The organism is Variovorax sp. dw_954, assembly GCF_018449755.1.
GTDB lineage: Bacteria > Pseudomonadota > Gammaproteobacteria > Burkholderiales > Burkholderiaceae_C > Variovorax.
This window is the reverse complement of sequence record NZ_JAAVVD010000002.1, coordinates 1-16464: the sequence shown is the minus strand read 5'-3', so window position 1 is coordinate 16464 and position 16464 is coordinate 1. Positions and strand designations below refer to the sequence as shown.

The following is a 16464-nucleotide window of genomic DNA, read 5'->3' as shown; positions in this document are numbered from 1 at the left end:
CGCGAGATCGCCTGCCGGCCGGAGCTTCGAGAAAGCCTCTTCGGCCCTTCAGTCGGCCCACACCACCAACCCGCTCCACGCCGTCGCCAGCACCACGATGCCGAAGGCGATGCGATACCACGCGAACGGCACGAAGTTGTGCGTGCTGATGTAGCGCAGCAGCCAGCGCACGCACAGCCACGCGCTGATGAACGAGAAGGCCAGCCCGACGCCGAACAGCGGCAGGTCGGCCACCGACAGCAGCGCGCGCTCCTTGTAGAGGCTGTAGACCGCCGCGCCGATCAGCGTGGGGATGGCCAGGAAGAACGAGAAGTCCGTGGCGGCCTGCCGGCTCAGCCCCAGCAGCATGCCGCCGATGATGGTCGAGCCGCTGCGGCTGGTGCCGGGAATCATCGCGAAGCATTGCACCAGGCCGACCTTGAGGGCGTCCCAGGGCGTCATGTCGTCGACGTTCTCGATGCGCACAGAACCCGGCGGGCGCTTCTCGGCCCAGAGGATGATGAAGCCGCCGATGATGAAGGTGCTGGCCACCACTGCCGGAATGAACAGGTGCGCCTTGATGTACTTGCCGAACAGCAGGCCCAGCACCACGGCCGGCAGGAACCCGATGAAGATGTTGAGCGCGAGGCGCTGCGCCTTGGCTTGCCTGGGCAACGCGACGACGGTCGAATGGATCTTCTGCCAATAGACCAGGATGACGGCGAAGATCGCGCCGGTCTGGATGGCGATGTCGAACACCTTGGCCTTGTCGTCGTCGAAACCCAGCAACGACCCTGCCAGGATCAGGTGACCGGTCGATGAAATCGGCAGGAACTCCGTCAGGCCCTCGACGATGCCCATGATGGCGGCCTTGACCAGCAAAACAATATCCACGCGCACTCCTTGAAAGAGCGCCGATTATCGCGAGCCAAAGTGCCGCAGGACGGTCAGCCGGCGTTCAGCTTGTGCCGCATTGCCCGAACCGCGCTGTCGACGGTCGTCAGCACCGGCACGCCCGATGCCTGCTCGCACGCCACTCGCGCGCGGGCCATGCTGAACTGGGCCAGTGCGATGCGGGCGCAGCCACGGTCGGCCAGCGCCTTCGCTTCTGCGGCGATCAACGCATCGTGCCGCGCCGCGTCCCCCGCATTCAAGGCGTCCAGGGCGCCATCGACCATCGCAAGCTCCAGTTCCACGCTCTCCGGGAATTCCGGCGGCATCGACAGGAGCGTCGGTCCGAAGGTCGCGATCAGCCCCAGCCGCCCCTGCCCCTGCACGGCCTCATCGACCATGGCCTCGTTGGGCTTGAGCACCGGAATGGCGAAGTGCGTACGCGCCACGCGCTCGATGCAGGCGCCGAAGGCCGAACAGGTGAACAGGATGCCCTGCACGCCCGTGTCGACCACGTACTGCCCCAGCCGCGCAAAGCGCTCGTGCATGGCCCCGTCGAGTTCGCCGCCGCTGCGCGCGAGGTCGGCCGAAAGGCTGTCGTCGAGCACGTTCATGCGCACCGCCTCGGGCCAGTCGCGCGCAAAGGCCTGGTTGATCGGATCGATCGAGTGCGTCAGGGCGTGGATCAGTGCGATGCGAGTCATTGCGGTGGGCTCAGATTCCCTTCGACGACGGGTTCGCGAAGGCGTCCTTCGTCCCGGCATCGAGGGGTAGTGGATGTGATGTTCTTCGGCGGGATCGGCTGCCTGAACCACTGATCGTAGAGCTTTTCCCTCCCGCCGGATTTCATCATGCCACCGACCATGCGGTCCACCAGGGCCCTGGCGTCAGGCGGTCTGGGCCGCGGCGACCCGCGTGACCGCGTCGATCGACTCGGCCAGCACGGTCGCGATCTTCTGCAGGTCCGGCCGGGACGCGATGAACGGTGGTGCGAGCAGCACGTGGTCGCCCTGTCGGCCATCGACGGTGCCGCCGAAGGGATAGCACAACAGGCCTCGCGCCATCGCATCCTTCTTGAGGCGTGCATTGACGGCCTGCCCCCGATCGAAGGGCGACTTGCTCCCCCGGTCGGCAACGAGTTCGACGCCCCAGAAGAAGCCGCGCCCGCGGATGTCGCCCACGTGCGGGTGGGAGCCCAGCGCCTTGCGCAGCATCTGGCCGAACAGCACGCCGTCGTCGCGCACCTTCGCCAGCAGGTCGTCGCGATGTATCACCTGTTGCACCGCCAGCGCCGCCGCGCAGGCCACGGGATGGCCAAGGTAGGTGTGGCCATGCCGGAAGAAGCCGCTGCCCTTCGACATCGCCTCGACAATCTTCTTCTGCGCGAGCACGGCGCCGACAGGCTGGTAGCCGCCGCCGAGCCCCTTGGCGATCGTCACCAGGTCCGGCACGACGCCCTCCTGCTCGCAGGCGTAGAGCGTGCCGGTGCGGCCCATTCCGCACATCACCTCGTCGAGGATCAGCAGCACGCCGTACTTGTCGCAGACCGCGCGCACCGCCTTGAAGTAGCCGGGCACGGGCGCCAGCACGCCAGCCGTGGCGCCCCCGACGGTCTCCGCCACGAAGGCGATCACGCGGTCGGCGCCCTGCGCGAGGATGGCCGCTTCGAGCTCGGCCGCCAGCCGCAATCCGTAGGCCTGCGCCGTTTCGTCGGCACGCTGCTCGCGGTAGGGATAGCACGGCGCCACGTGCGTGGCCGGGATCAGGATGGGCGCGAACGGCGCGCGCCGCCATTCGTTGCCGCCCACCGCCAGCGCGCCGAGCGTATTGCCGTGGTAGCTCTGGCGGCGCGCGATGAAGTGCGTGCGCTGCGGCTGGCCGATCTCGACGAAGTATTGCCGCGCCATCTTGAGCGCCGACTCCACCGCCTCCGATCCGCCGCTGACCAGGTACGCGTGGCTCGTGCCTTCGGGCGCGGTGCGGATCAGTTCGTCGGCCAGCTGCTCGGCGACTTCGGTGGTGAAGAAGCTGGTGTGCGCATAGGGCAGCCGATCGATCTGCGCATGCATGGCGGCGAGCACGTCGGGGTGCGCATGGCCGAGCGAGGACACGGCCGCGCCGCCCGAGGCATCGAGGTATTCGCGCCCCGCGGCATCGCGAATGGTCACGCCGCTGGCGGCGACGGCCACGGGCGGGGTGTTGCGCAAGTGGCGATGGAAGACATGGGTCATGGAAGGCCCCTCGACGGGCGTGTAATCAATGTTCTGGGTTGATTATTGTGTGGAACATATGTTCCGTCAACGTCGAGGTTGCAACAATCATTGGTACATTCGTTCCAAAACCCGAAGCAGTTGAAAGAACCCCGATGCCTGTCAAGGACGACCTGCGTCAGCGCTATGCCGATCTGAGCCCTGCCCTGCAGCAGGTGGCGAAGTACGTGCTCGACCACCCCAACGACGTGGTGACGAGTTCGATGCGAACCATCGGCCAGCGCTCGCAGAGCACGCCGGCGACGCTGGTGCGTTTTGCCCAGCACCTGGGCTATGCGGGCTGGCCTCAGTTGAAGGAGGCGGTGGCGGGCGAGATGGGCCTCGGGCCGGACGCCTACGGCCAGCGAGCGCGCCAGCTCGTCAGCCGCGCGAAGAGTCCGACGCTGGTCAATGAGATGTTCGAGGCGCAGCGCCACAACCTCGATGCCACCGAGCGCCAGAACGCCGGTTCGCTGCAGAAGGCGGCCGCACTGATCGAGAAGGCCGGCAGCGTGCATGCGGCCGGCTTCCGGGCGTGCTTCCCGGTCGCGTTTTCCTTCGTCTACGTCTGCCGCATGTTCCGCCCCGGCGTGCACATGATCGATGGCCAGGGCGGCTCGCTGGAGATGCAGCAGCGGGCCATGGCCAGGGGCGACGCGCTTGTCGTCATCAGCTTCGCGCCGTATTCGCGTGAGGCCCTGCAGGTGGCCGAGGCCGCGAAGCACGCGGGATGCAAGGTCGTCGCCATCACCGACAGCGAGGCGTCGCCACTGTCACTGCTGGCCGACGAGACCATCCTCTTCGCCGTCCACAGCCCGTCCTTCTTCCCCTCGGTCACGGCAGGATTCGCGGTCACGGAAGCGCTCGTGGAACTGCTCGCCAGCCGTGCCGGCAAGGGCGTGGTCAAACGCATCGACCAGGCTGAAGCGCATCTGTTCGAGTCCGGCGCCTACTTGCAGGCTCCGAAGCCGCGCAAGGGCTGATACGACTTCGCAATCAAACGCATAACTGCGTTGGATCGCCTTGCTGTGCTACAGCACTGTCTGCGGCGCTCCGCCTTGTTCTGCGCTTGATTGCAAAGTCGTATGAATCGTCGGCCCGACTCGGTCACCGCTCCGGCCGCAACACCAATCGGCCCTCGGCATCCCTCTCGCACAAACCGGTGAGCGGCGCCTCATGGCGCCCCGGCAATGGAAGACGCGCACCGTCGAATTGCCCCACGCAGGCTTCGCGCATGCCGGGTGGCGGGGCCGCGTCCGCACGCATGTGCGCGGGCGGCCCCATCGACGGCAGCGTCGACATGACGAAGCAGCCCGCCAACGCGAGCGCCATGACGGCAGCCACAAAGCAATCGGTGGTTTTCATCGGACCAGTGTGGCCGCTGATCTTGGAGAAATCGCGGAGGCATCGCGATGCCGGGCGGCGTGATCACACGCCCGTATCGATCAGCCGGCCGGTGCCTCGAAGGCGAAGCCGACGCCATACACCGAACGAATCCAGTCATGGTCCGGTGCGGCTGCAGAGAGCTTGCGGCGCAGGTTCTTGACATGGCTGTCGACCGCGCGCTCGGTCACGTCGACGGTGTCGTCGTAGGCGAGTTCGAGCAATCGCGCACGCGAGAAGATGCGCCCCGGATGCCGCGACAACGCCTGCAGCAAGCCGAACTCGCGCCGTGTCAGGTTGAGCGCGACGCCGTTCAGCGTGGCGCGCCAGTGCGCATCGTCGAGCGCCAGCGGCGTCACGCCCGGGCCCTGCCGCGCGGCACCCTCGGCACCCGTCCTGCGCAGCACGGCCTTCACGCGCGCCAACACCTCGCGCGGCGAGAAGGGCTTGCAGACATAGTCGTCTGCACCCAGTTCCAACCCAAGCAGGCGATCGACCTCCTCGATGCGCGCGGTGAGCATGATGACCGGATGGCTGGTGTGCACCCTGGCTTGCCGCAGCACGCTCATGCCGTCCAGGTGCGGCAGCATGACGTCGAGCAGGGTGAGGTCGGGCGGGTGCTCGAGCATCGTCTTCAGCGCGGTGCGCCCGTCGGCCGCGTGCTCGGCTTCATAGCCGGCGTGGCGCAGGTAATCGAGGAGCACCGAGGCGATGTCGTGCTCGTCCTCGACGACAAGGATGCGTGTCACTGCGATGCTCCCGTGCCGACCAGCGGCAATGCCAACACGATGCGCACCCCGCCCAGCGGCGATGCGGTGGCCTCGATGGTGCCGCCATGCTCCTCGACGGTCGTGCGGCAGATGGACAGGCCCAGGCCCGAGCCGCCGGTCTCGCGGCTGCGAGAGCCTTCGCCGCGGAACAGGCGCTCGAACATGCGCGACAGCTCGTCCGGCGCAACGCCCGGTGCGCTGTCGTCCATCTGGATCACCAGGCGCTGTCCTTCGGGGGATTCATCGATGCGCGCATCCAGTTGCAGGAGGCCGCCCGCATCCGTATAGGCCAGCGTGTTGTCGAGCAGGTTCATGAACACCTGGTGCAGCCGCCGCGCATCGCCGTCGACCAGTGGCTGCACCTGCGCGGCCAGCGCCTGCACGGCATCGGCATCGACGCGGATGCCGCACTGCGCGAAGCGCTCGCGCGTCATCGTGACCGCCTCCATCAGCAGCGCGAGCGGATACGCCGCCGCGCGCGTCGGCGGCGCCAGGTCCTGCGGCTCGCGCATGCTGCTGCGCAGGTCGTCGACCAGCTGGCCCAGGCGCATCACCTGGCGATGCAGGCGCAGCGCGGTGCGGTCGTCGAAGCTGCGCACGCCATCCTGCAGCGCCTCGATCTCGGCGCGCATGGCGGACAGCGGCGTGCGCAGTTCATGAGCCACGTCGGCCAGCCAGGCGCGACGCGATGCCTCGATGGTGTCGAGCCTGGCGGCCATGTCGTTGAAGGTGCGGCCCAGCAGTGCGAGCTCGTCAGTGCCCTGCACCGGCACGCGCGTGACGGGGCGCCCGCTGGCCACGTCGCGCGCGGCTTGCGTCAACGCGTCGATGGGGCTGAACCAGCGCCGTGCCAGCAGCCACGAGAGCGCCAACGCCAGCACCAGGCCGGCCAGGCCGGTCAACATCACGATGCCGGACTGCCGCGCAACGAAGGCGCGATCCGCCTCGCTCTTGAGGCCCTCGAGCGGCGCCAGCGCCAGGTAGCCGACGACGCCCTTCCCCTGGCGGATCGGCAGGCGCGCGGCTTCGCCCGGATCGGCCGCCATGCCGACCAGCGTGGCGCCCGACACATCCACCAGGCTCAGGCGCTGGAACGGCGAATCGCCCGACTGGCGGGCACCGAAGAAGAGCCAGGGCGGCGGTGCGTAGCGCGGCGCGGAAGGCTCGACTGGCTGCCAGGGCGGCGGCCCGCCGTCGCCCGCACTGGGACCGGACGACGGGCGGCGCTGGTACCAGGGCGGCAGGCGGTTGTCGTCGTGGCCGCGCGCGTCCGTGCTCGACAGCCCGAAGTCGCCCATCTGCAGGCGGCGCCAGGCATCCTCGTCGTCTCGCAACTTGTCCCAGCTGCCATTGGCCGCATAGTGCTTCTGCAACAGTTGCACCAGCCAGTCCATGCGGCGGATCTCGATCTCGGCCACGTAGGGTCCGAGGCCGCGCTGCAGGCCGAGGATCGAGAAGCCCGCGAAGATCAGCAGCACCCCGAGCAGCAGCGTGGCCAGCGCGAGAAAGATCTTCTTCGAGAGCGTCAGGCGGGGCATCTGTTCATTCGGCCCACGACCTCATCTTGCGGCAGCCGACTACCGGCATGGCGTCGCTTCCACCGCCGGCGTCGATGCATTTGCCACCAGCGCGCACAGTGGCAGGCGCAGGGTGAGCCCGAGTTCGCCCGTGGGTGCGGGTGCCACATAGACGCGGCCTCCATGCTCGTTCGCGACGCGCTGGCAAGTCGCTGCGCAGGCGCCGACGCTGCCGTGCGCGGATTCGCGTGGCCCATTCGAGGCACGCAAGAACAGGCGCGCCAGCGCGGCGTACTCGCCGTCGGCCCCGGCGTCCATGAAATGCACCACGGCCTGCTCGCCCTCCGCCCGCGCCAGCACCTTCAGCGTGCCGCCGTTCTTCATCGCGTGTGTCGCGATGGTCACGACCTGCGCGAGTAGTTGCCGGATGACCGTCTGCTGCACGAAGACGGGCAACGCGGCGCAGGTGAGTTGCAGCTGCAACGCGATGCCGCCGCGCTGCAGCAGCGCCGAACAGTCGCCCGGCATGGCGCGCAGCAGCTGGATCAGGTCGGTATCGACGCGCGGTTCCATCGCCATCTGCGCGGCGGGTTCCGTCGCCATCTGCGCGACGGGTTTCGGTGGGCTTGCCGGCACGGCCGCCCTCGTCTCCAGCATGCGCCAGAAGACCATCAATGCGGTGGCGGAAAACGCCGCCAGGAAGTGCGGGCCGGTCATGTCAGAACGCGTGGCGCGTGCGCGGACGACTGCGCGGAGACCAGGCCAGCACCCAGTGCTGCCGTCGTTGCCGGGAGGATTCGTTTCATTCAGGTTCTCCGTTGAGGGATTGCGTCGCGTTGCATGCGATGTTGAACAGCGAATGCGGAGGCAATTGGGAGGCTGCGTAAACGCGGGTGCGACGCGCTCAGCGAGCGGAAACGGCGGCCTTGTCCGTCTGCGTGACCTTGTCCGTGACCTTGTCAGTGGCGTTGTCGGTGGCCTTGTCCGTGGCCTTGTCCTGGAGCCAGTCGGCCCCCCAGCCGCCGCCCAGGCCCTGGATCAGGCCCACCGCCGCGGCCTGCCGGCTGACTTGCACCTGCAGCACGGTACGCCGCGCGCTCAATGCCGACGCCTGTGCAGTGACCACGTCCGTATAGCTCACCTGGCCCGCGCGATAGCGGTTGAGAAACTGTTGCTCGGTCTTGTCCGCCGCCACAGAGGCTTCGCGCCGCAGCGTTTCCTGCTGCGCCAGGCTGGCCGTGGCCGTGAGCTGGTCCTCGACGTTCTGGAAGGCCGTGAGCACGGTCTGGCGATAGCCCGCGACAGACGCCGCGTGTGCGGCCTTCGCGGCATCGACACGCGCCCCGATGGCGCCCGCATCGAACAGCACCTGGGAGGCCGAAAGCCCGAAGGACCACACCAGTTGCGGCGCACTGAACAGGTCCTGCCAGCGCAGGGAGGTGGTCCCTGCGGTGGCACTGAGCGTCAGGCTCGGATAGTAGGCGGCGCGTGCGATGCCGATCTGCGCATTGGCCGCCGCAACCGCACGCTCTGCGGCCGCAATGTCCGGTCGGCGTTGCAGCAAGGTCGATGGAATGTCCAGCGGCACGATGGGCACCACCGGCTTCCATGCGCTGAGCGCGACCAGGCTGAACTCGGCCGGCGCAGCGCCGACCAGCACGGCGATGGCATGCTCCAGCGTGTCGCGCGTGCGCCTCAGCACCACGCGATCGGCGCGCGCATTGACCAGTTGCGTCTGCGCCTGCAGCACGTCGCTCTGCGGCGCAATGCCGGCCTCGTAGCGATTGCGGGTGATGGTGTAGCTGCGCTCGTAACCTTCGATCGTGTCGTCCAGCAGCAACCCTTCCGCGTCGGCTTCGCGCAGCGAGAAATAGCTGGAGGCCAGCAGGCCGATGGCCGACAGGCGCGCCGCCGCCAGGTCTGCCGCACTGGCTTGCGCCTGTGCCTGCGCGCTGTTGACGGCGGCGCGCAGGTTGCCCCAGATGTCGGGTGTCCAGTCGGCGTCGAGCGACACGCCCGCGGAGCCCGCGACGATGGGAACGCTGCGGTCGCCGCTGCGCCGCGCGTTGCCCGACAGGCCCAGCGTCGGGAACAGGCCCGCGCGCTGCTCGCGCACCAGCGCCTGGGCCTGGTCGTAGTTGGCAACCGCTGCCGCGATGTTCTGGTTCGACACCTGCACGCGCGCGGCCAACTCGTTCAATTCCGCGTCGCCGAACACCTTCCACCATTCGCCGCGGTCGTCGGCATCTGCTGGCGCAGCCACGACCCAGCCTTGCGCGGCGGGCGCTTCCTTCCAGGTGTCGGGCGAGACCGTCACCGGCTTTTCATAGGTCGGCCCGACGGCGCAGCCGGCCAGCAACATGGTCAGCGCGAGCACGACGGGTTTGATCAGGATGGAGTGCGGGGCAGTCATGACGATAGGCCGGCGGAACGGCTCAAGTACTTTTCGTTGGCGGAACGGCGGCGCAGCTTGTCCATGAGCACGTAGACGACCGGCGTGGTCAGCAGCGTGAGCAGCTGGCTTGCGATGAGGCCGCCGATGATCGACACGCCCAGCGGCTGCCGCAGCTCGGCGCCCTGGCCGAAGCCGATGGCCAGCGGCAGCGCACCGAGCGCAGCGGCCACGGTGGTCATGAGGATCGGGCGGAAGCGCAGCAGGCAGGCCTCGCGCACCGCCTCGGTGGCCGTCAGGCCGCGCGCGCGTTCGGCGTCGAGCGCAAAGTCGATGATCAGGATGGCGTTCTTCTTCACGATGCCGATCAGCAGGAACACGCCGATCAACGCGATGATCGAGAAGTCCATGCGGAACAGCAGCAGCGCCAGCACCGCGCCCACGCCGGCAGAAGGCAGGGTGGTCAGCACAGTGATGGGATGGATCAGGCTTTCATAGAGCACGCCCAGCACGATGTAGATCACCACCAGCGCCGCGAGGATCAGGAAGGCCTGCTGGCCCTGCGATTGCTGCGCGCTCGCCGCCGTGCCGCTGAAGCTGCCGCGCACGTTGATCGGCATCGCGATGTCGGCGCCGGCCTGCTCGACGATCGCGCGCGCCTCGCCAATCGAGACGCCCGGCGCCAGGTCGAAGGAGATGGTGCTCGAAAGCTCGCCGCCCTCGTGGGATATCGATGTGGGTATCGCACGCTCCGACATCGTCGCGACCGTGCTCAGCGGCACCATCGTGGTCGTGGTGTTGGCCAGCGGCGACCCGGTCGACGCGCCGCGCAGGCCCGGGTTGGCCGAGGTGAGCACCGGCACGTTGCCGCTGGTCACGGCAGGGTCCGAAGGCACGTACAGGTCCTTGAGCTCCACCGGCCCCCGCATGAAGCGCGGCGCCCATTCCATGATCACGGCGTACTGGTTGAGCTCGTCGTAGATGGTCGCGACCGAGCGCTGGCCGAAGGCGTTGTAGAGCGAGTTGTCGATCGCGCTCGAGCTCAGGCCCAGGCGCGAGGCGCTGTCGCGGTCGACGTTGACGTAGGTCTCCACGCCATTGTCGGACTGGTCGCTGTCGATGTCGGTGAGCGACTCTTCCAGCTTCAGCCGGTCGGCCAGCTTGCCGACCCAGGTGCGCAGGTCCTTCAGGTTGTCGCTCTTGAGCGTGTACTGGTAGGTTGAGTTGCTGGAGCGCCCGCCCATGCGCAGCTCCTGCACCTGGCCGAGGAACACGCGCAGGCCGGTGAGCTTGTCGAGTTGCGGACGCAGCCGCGCGATGACCTGCGGGCTGGTCGCATCGCGCTGGTTCACCGGCTTGAGGTTGACGAACATGAAGCCACCGCCCGCACGGCTGCCGCCCGCGAAGCCGACCACCGTGTCGACCGCCGGGTCGGCGCGCACGATGTCGACCGCCTGCTTCAGCTTCTCGCCGAGCGCGATCGAGGAGATGCTCTGGTCGGCGCGCAGGCCGCCGTTGAGCTGGCCGTTGTCCTGCTGCGGAAAGTAGCCCTTGGGCACGTGCTGGAACAGGTAGAAGTTCAGCCCGATCACGGCCACCAGCACCAGCATCACGATGGTCTTGCTGTGCAGCGCCCAGTCGAGGCTGTGCTCGTAGATGCGAAGGATGAAGTCGTAGCTGTTCTCGGCCCAGCGCACCGGCCAGGCCTTGCGGCGCTGCGGCGCGTGCGGGTCTTCCTTCGGCTCGGAGGAGAGCAGCCAGGCGCACATCATCGGCGTGGTGGTCAGCGAGATCAGGAGCGAGATCAGCACGGCCGCCGACAGCGTGATCGCGAACTCGCGGAACAGCCGGCCCACCTGCCCATCCATGAACAGCAGCGGTATGAACACCGCCACCAGCGACAGGCTGATCGACAGCACGGTGAAGCCCACCTCGCGCGCGCCGAGCAGCGCGGCGTCGAACCGGTTCATGCCCTCCTCGATGTGGCGACTGGTGTTCTCCAGCACGACGATCGCATCGTCCACCACGAAGCCGGTGGCCACGGTGAGCGCCATCAGGCTGAGGTTGTTGAGGCTGAAGCCCAGCAGGTACATCACGCCGAAGGTGCCGAGCAATGACACGACGGTGGCGACCGCCGGCACGATGGTCGCGCGCGCCTTGCGCAGGAACAGGCCCACGACCAGCACCACGAGCACGATCGAGATCATCAGCGTGCCCTCGACCTCGCGCAGCGATGCGCGGATGGAGTTGGTGCTGTCCGAGGCCACTTCGACGTTAATGTCCTGCGGCAGTTGCGCGCGCAGTTCAGGCAGCAGGTCCCGCACGCCATCGACGGTCTCGATGATGTTGGCGCCGGGCTCGCGCGTGATGAGGATGATGATGGCCGGCTCGCCGTTGAAGAGCCCGGTGGTGCGCCGGTTCTCGACGCCATCCACCACGTTGGCGACATCCGACAGGCGCACGGCTGCGTTGTTGCGCCACGCGATGATCATCGAGCGATAGTCCGTCGCGCGCAGACCCGGCGAGGGCGTGTAGATCTGCAGCCGCCGCCCTTCGCCTTCGATCGCGCCCTTGGGCCGGTTGGCGTTGCTGGCCTGGATGGCGGCGCGCACGTCCTCGGTGCTGATCCCGTATTGGTTGAGCGCATAGGGCTGCAGCTCGATGCGCACCGCCGGGAGCGAGCCGCCACCGATCTCGACATCGCCCACGCCCGGCACTTGCGAGACGCGCTGGCTGACGATGTTGGACACCGCGTCGTAGATCTGTCCCGGCGTCTTGGTCTTGGAGGTGAGCGCCAGGATGATGACGGGCGACGAGGCCGGATTGGCCTTGCGGTAGGTCGGGTTGCGCCGCAGCGTGGCGGGCAGGTCGACGCGTGCCGCATTGATGGCGGCTTGCACTTCGCGCGCTGCGCCGTCGATGTTGCGAGAGAGATCGAATTGCAGGCTGACGCGGCCGGAGCCGGTGGAACTGCTCGACGTCATCTCGTTGACGCCCGCGATGGTGCCGAGCCGCCGTTCCAGCGGCGTGATGACGCTGCTGGCCATGGTGTCGGGGCTGGCGCCGGGCAGTTGCGCCGTGACCGAGATCGCCGGGTAGTCGACATTGGGCAGCGGCGAGACCGGCAACACGAAGAAGGCCGCGATGCCGGCGAGCGCGATGCCGATGGTCAGCAGGACGGTGGCTATCGGTCGCTTGACGAAGGGGCTGGAGAGGTTCACTGGCCTGCTCCTTGACCGGACTCGTCGATGCGCTCGTGCGTGCGTTCCAGGGTGCGGTCGTGGGTGCGGTCCGGGGTATGGTCCGGGATGCGTCGTCGGGCGGCATGCCGCACGGCGCGTGCGACCCTACTGCGCCGGTCGCTTCGCGACTCCCCTGCGCTGCTCACGCTTGGCGGGGTCCACATGAACTCGCTTCGCTCAAACAGCATGTGGCCCTCATCCGCCAAACGCTGCGCTGCTCGGCGGCGCAGAAGGGTCGCCCACCCCGCACCGCATACCACCCGCCGCCGTGGACACGCTCGTGGTGCATCCCTCTTGCTCCCTCTCCCCTCGGGGAGAGGGCTGGGGTGAGGGCTGCCACCTCCAAAGAGGATGGAGCTTCCGATCACCCCCAAGCCCGGTACGCGGTGTGGGTCAGTCGATCCCTTCTGCGGTGCTGAGGAGCGCAGCTTTTCGCGGATCAGGGCCACATGCTGTTTGAGCGAAGCGAGTTCATGTGGACCCCGCGGAAAGCGAGCACCGCAAGGGAGCCGCGAAGCGCCCGCCGCAGTAGGGTCGGCCGGCCCGCACCGCGTGCCGGGCGCTCTCAACGACGAAACGAATGCAGTCACGCAACGACCTCGGATGAAGTCCGCCGACCAAACCGCCGCCCCAGCCGATCGAACGCAAGATAAATCACCGGCGTCGTGAACAGCGTCAGCACCTGGCTCACGATCAGCCCGCCGAAGATCGCCAGCCCCAACGGCCGCCGCAACTCCGCGCCTTCGCCAAACCCCAGCATCAACGGCACGGCAGCAAACAACGCAGCCAAGGTCGTCATCAAGATCGGCCGGAAGCGCAGCAATGCCGCCTGGTGGATCGCCTCCTGCGGCGACTTGCCCTCCGTGCGCTCGGCATCGATCGCGAAGTCGATCATCATGATCGCGTTCTTCTTCACGATGCCGATCAGCAGGATGATCCCGATGATCCCGATCACGCCCAGGTCATTGCCTGTGATCCACAAGGCCAGCAACGCGCCCACGCCAGCCGATGGCAAGGTCGACAGGATCGTCAGCGGATGGATGTAGCTCTCGTACAGCACGCCCAGCACGATGTAGACGCAGACCACAGCGGCCAGGATCAGCCACAACTGGTTCGACAACGACTTCTCATACGCACCCGACGCACCCAGGAAGGTCATCGTCACGCTGGCCGGCATGCCGATCTCCTTCGCGGCCTGGCGGATCGAATCGACCGCCTTGCCCAGCGACACGTTGTGCGCCGTATCGAAGCCCACCGTCGCGGCCGGGTACTGCGCCACATGCGTGATCTGCAGGGGCGCGAGCTGCTCGCGGATCGTCGCCACCGCGGACAAGGGCGTCGGCGCGCCGGTGCCGGTCTTGAGGTTCAGCGTGCCGAGCTGCTGCGGCGTCTCGATCGAATCGGCCTTGGCCTCGAGGATCACGCGGTACTGGTTGGTCTCCGTGAAGATCGTCGACACGATGCGCTGGCCGAAGGCGCTGTAGAGCACGTCGTCGACCGCGCTGGCCGTCACCGCGAGCCGCGAGGCCGTGTTGCGGTCGATGTCGACGTACGCCGACAAGCCCTCCGCGCCGGCATCGCTTGTCACGTTGCGCACGCGCGGCTCATGCTCCAGGCGGGCCATCAGCTTCTTCACCCACTCCGTCACCGTGGCCGAACTCACGCCCTCGATCGACAGGCGGTACTCGGTCGGCCCGCTCTCCGCATCGATGGTCAGGTCCTGCGTCGGCTGCAGGTACAGCGTCACGCCGGCCACCTCGCGCACACGTTCGCGCAGGCGGTTCATCACGTCTTCCTGGTTGCCGTGCCGGGGCTTCAGGTTGACCAGCATGCGGCCGGTGTTGAGCATCGTGTTGTTGGCCGCATCGACGCCGGTGAACGAACTCAGGCTCTCCACATCGGGGTCGGCAAGGATGGCCTTCGCGGCCGCCTGCTGCAGGTCCGACATGCGGTCGTACGACACGTCCTGCGCGGCCTCGATGCGCGCCTGCAACTGGCCCGTGTCCTGCGTCGGGAACAGCCCCTTGGGGATGAACACGTACATCAGGACGGTCAGCACCAGCGTCAGCAGCGCGACGATCATCGTCAGGCCCTGGCGGCGGAACACCCAGCCCAGCGACACGTCGTAGCGTGCAATCACGCCGTCGAAGAAGGCCTGCACCTTGCCCGCCAGGCCGCGCGTCGCGTTGTGCGGCTCGGTCTTCAGCATGCGGGCCGACATCATCGGCACCAGCGTCAGCGACACCACGGCGGAGATGAGGATCGTGATGGCCAGCGTCATCGCGAACTCGCGGAACAGCCGTCCCACCACGTCGCCCATGAACAGCAACGGGATCAGCACCGCGATCAGCGACACCGTCAGCGAGATGATGGTGAAGCCGATCTGCGAAGCGCCCTTGATCGCGGCCGCGAAGGGCTTCTCGCCCTCCTCCAGGTAGCGCGAGATGTTCTCGATCATCACGATCGCGTCGTCCACCACGAAGCCGGTCGCGATGGTCAGAGACATCAGGCTCAGGTTGTTGAGGCTGTAGCCCAGCATGTACATCACGCCGCAGGTGCCGATCAGCGAGATCGGCACGGCCAGGCTGGCGATGATGGTCGCGCGCCAGCTGTGCAGGAAGAAGAAGATCACCAGGACCACCAGCACCACGGCCAGCGCGAGCTCGATCTCGACATGCATCACCGAGGCGCGGATGCCGGTCGTGCGGTCGCTCAGCACCTTCACGTCCAGGCCCGTGGGCAATTGCGCCTGCAGGTCTGGCAACTGTTTCTTGATCGCGTCGACCGTGGCGATGACGTTGGCGCCCGGCTGACGCTGCACGTTCAGGATGATCGCCGGCGTGAGTGTGGGCTCCACGCCCGGCGCCGACGCGTCGCCCGGCCCGTTCACGCCGGACCACGCGCCCAGCTTGGTGTTCTCCGCGCTGTCCACTACCTGCGCCACGTCGATCATGCGCACAGGCGCGTTGTTCTTGTAGGCGACGATCAGGTTCTTGTAGTCGTCCACCGTCACCAACTGGTCGTTGGCATTGATGGTGTAGGAGCGCTTCGGCCCGTCGAAGCTGCCCTTGGCGCTGTTGGCGTTGGCATTCGCAATCGCAGTGCGCAGCGCATCGAGTCCGATGCCGTACGAAGCCAGCGCGCGCGTGTCGGCCTGGATGCGCACCGCAGGCCGCTGCCCGCCCGAAAGCGTGACGAGCCCCACGCCCGAGACCTGGCTGATCTTCTGCGCGAGCCGCGTGTTGACGATGTTCTGCACCTCGGTCAGCGGCATCGTCTTCGAGCTGATGGCCAGCGTGAGCACTGGCGCGTCGGCCGGGTTGACCTTGGCATACACCGGCGGCGCGGGCAAGTCGGCCGGCAGCAGCGAGTTGCTGGCGTTGATGGCGGCCTGCACCTCCTGCTCGGCCACGTCCAGCGTCTCGGTCAGCGAGAACTGCAGCGTGATGATCGACACGCCGGCCGCGCTGGTCGAGCTCATGCGGTTGAGGCCGGACATCTGGCCGAAGTTGCGCTCCAGCGGCGCCGTCACGGTGCGGCTCATCACCTCCGGGCTGCCCCCGGGATACAGCGTCTGGACCTGGATCGTGGGGTAGTCGACCTGCGGCAGCGCCGACAGCGGCAGGAACTTGAAGCCCACCAGCCCGGCCAGCACGATCGCCACCATGAGCAGCGCAGTGGCGACCGGGCGCTCGATGAACGGGCGTGATGGACTCATGGATGCCTCCACGTGCGGCACTTCGCTGCATCGCTGCGTTCCGACCGGGTGCGCGCTGGTCTGAGGCGGGCCGGCAATGCGCCGACCGCCATGCGCCTGGCCCCGAGGTTCGTGCTCATTCCGCCTGGCGCCGCGGGCGCTCGCTCATGCGTTGCCAGCGCTCCAGCGCGGCCGGGTCGCCACGATCGATGGCTTCGAGGAAGCGCTTGCGGCGCTCCAGTTGCTCGGGATCGTCCTTGGCCGAATCGAGCATGCGCTGGCGCTGCTCCGGGGTGGGCGGCTTGACGGCTGCGACAGGGGCGGCCGGCGCGGCAGCGGCTGCT

The 16464-nt window shown here is 67.7% G+C and carries 11 protein-coding genes and 2 pseudogenes; 1 reads left to right on the top strand and 12 read right to left on the bottom strand.

All coding sequences use genetic code 11. From position 1 onward, the window contains the following. Positions 1-48: 48 nt before the first annotated feature. From HB681_RS03185 to HB681_RS03175, 4 genes and pseudogenes are all read right to left on the bottom strand, one after another. Positions 49-873 carry an undecaprenyl-diphosphate phosphatase gene (locus HB681_RS03185; RefSeq protein WP_213953329.1) on the bottom strand — a complete coding sequence of 275 codons (825 nt, stop codon included), beginning with the start codon at positions 871-873 and terminating at the stop codon, positions 49-51. Positions 874-926: 53 nt separating this feature from the next. Beyond that, on the bottom strand, positions 927-1574 hold the full coding sequence (locus HB681_RS03180) for an aspartate/glutamate racemase family protein (RefSeq protein WP_213953328.1): 648 nt from the start codon (positions 1572-1574) through the stop codon (positions 927-929). 10 nt (positions 1575-1584) lie between these two features. After that, a pseudogene (locus tag HB681_RS37905) lies at positions 1585-1753 on the bottom strand (amino acid ABC transporter substrate-binding protein); the annotation flags it as partial. A 4-nt stretch (positions 1754-1757) separates the two neighbouring features. Next, positions 1758-3101, bottom strand: coding sequence for an aspartate aminotransferase family protein (locus tag HB681_RS03175; protein ID WP_213953327.1), 1344 nt, complete (start codon positions 3099-3101; stop codon positions 1758-1760). Positions 3102-3235: 134 nt separating this feature from the next. On the opposite strand from HB681_RS03175, the gene HB681_RS03170 reads away from it, so the two are divergent. Then, positions 3236-4102 (top strand): MurR/RpiR family transcriptional regulator, encoded by an 867-nt coding sequence (locus HB681_RS03170; protein ID WP_213953326.1) that lies wholly within the window; start codon positions 3236-3238, stop codon positions 4100-4102. Between the two features lie 124 nt (positions 4103-4226). Here the strand turns inward: HB681_RS03170 and HB681_RS03165 are convergent, their stop codons facing one another. The 8 genes and pseudogenes from HB681_RS03165 to HB681_RS03130 form a co-directional block, all read right to left on the bottom strand. Then, positions 4227-4484 carry a hypothetical protein gene (locus HB681_RS03165; protein WP_213953325.1) on the bottom strand — a complete coding sequence of 86 codons (258 nt, stop codon included), beginning with the start codon at positions 4482-4484 and terminating at the stop codon, positions 4227-4229. A gap of 80 nt (positions 4485-4564) precedes the next feature. Further along, positions 4565-5251 (bottom strand): response regulator, encoded by a 687-nt coding sequence (locus HB681_RS03160; protein WP_213953324.1) that lies wholly within the window; start codon positions 5249-5251, stop codon positions 4565-4567. Then, positions 5248-6810, bottom strand: a complete 1563-nt coding sequence (locus tag HB681_RS03155; protein WP_213953323.1) for an ATP-binding protein — start codon at positions 6808-6810, stop codon at positions 5248-5250. Before HB681_RS03155 ends, HB681_RS03160 begins: the two co-directional genes overlap by 4 nt. A 39-nt stretch (positions 6811-6849) precedes the next feature. Continuing rightward, positions 6850-7506, bottom strand: a complete 657-nt coding sequence (locus HB681_RS03150) for an ATP-binding protein (RefSeq protein WP_213953322.1) — start codon at positions 7504-7506, stop codon at positions 6850-6852. Between the two features lie 187 nt (positions 7507-7693). Further along, the gene (locus HB681_RS03145) at positions 7694-9202 is read right to left on the bottom strand and encodes an efflux transporter outer membrane subunit (protein WP_213953321.1); all 1509 of its coding nucleotides are present in this window, start codon (positions 9200-9202) and stop codon (positions 7694-7696) included. Next, the gene (locus HB681_RS03140; RefSeq protein WP_213953320.1) at positions 9199-12402 is read right to left on the bottom strand and encodes an efflux RND transporter permease subunit; all 3204 of its coding nucleotides are present in this window, start codon (positions 12400-12402) and stop codon (positions 9199-9201) included. The genes HB681_RS03145 and HB681_RS03140 overlap by 4 nt, the downstream gene beginning before the upstream one ends. Before the next feature lie 607 nt (positions 12403-13009). Further along, entirely contained in the window at positions 13010-16141 is a 3132-nt protein-coding gene (locus HB681_RS03135) for an efflux RND transporter permease subunit (protein ID WP_213953319.1), read from the bottom strand. A gap of 115 nt (positions 16142-16256) precedes the next feature. After that, a pseudogene (locus tag HB681_RS03130) lies at positions 16257-16464 on the bottom strand (efflux RND transporter periplasmic adaptor subunit); the annotation flags it as partial.

Excerpts from the sequence above, each read along its gene's own strand:
- HB681_RS03145 (WP_213953321.1), bottom strand. The coding sequence starts at position 9,202 with ATGACTGCCCCGCACTCCATCCTGATCAAACCCGTCGTGCTCGCGCTG.
- HB681_RS03155 (WP_213953323.1), bottom strand. The coding sequence starts at position 6,810 with ATGCCCCGCCTGACGCTCTCGAAGAAGATCTTTCTCGCGCTGGCCACG.
- HB681_RS03180 (WP_213953328.1), bottom strand. The coding sequence starts at position 1,574 with ATGACTCGCATCGCACTGATCCACGCCCTGACGCACTCGATCGATCCG.
- HB681_RS03135 (WP_213953319.1), bottom strand. The coding sequence starts at position 16,141 with ATGAGTCCATCACGCCCGTTCATCGAGCGCCCGGTCGCCACTGCGCTG.
- HB681_RS03150 (WP_213953322.1), bottom strand. The coding sequence starts at position 7,506 with ATGACCGGCCCGCACTTCCTGGCGGCGTTTTCCGCCACCGCATTGATG.
- HB681_RS03175 (WP_213953327.1), bottom strand. The coding sequence starts at position 3,101 with ATGACCCATGTCTTCCATCGCCACTTGCGCAACACCCCGCCCGTGGCC.
- HB681_RS03165 (WP_213953325.1), bottom strand. The coding sequence starts at position 4,484 with ATGAAAACCACCGATTGCTTTGTGGCTGCCGTCATGGCGCTCGCGTTG.
- HB681_RS03170 (WP_213953326.1), top strand. The coding sequence starts at position 3,236 with ATGCCTGTCAAGGACGACCTGCGTCAGCGCTATGCCGATCTGAGCCCT.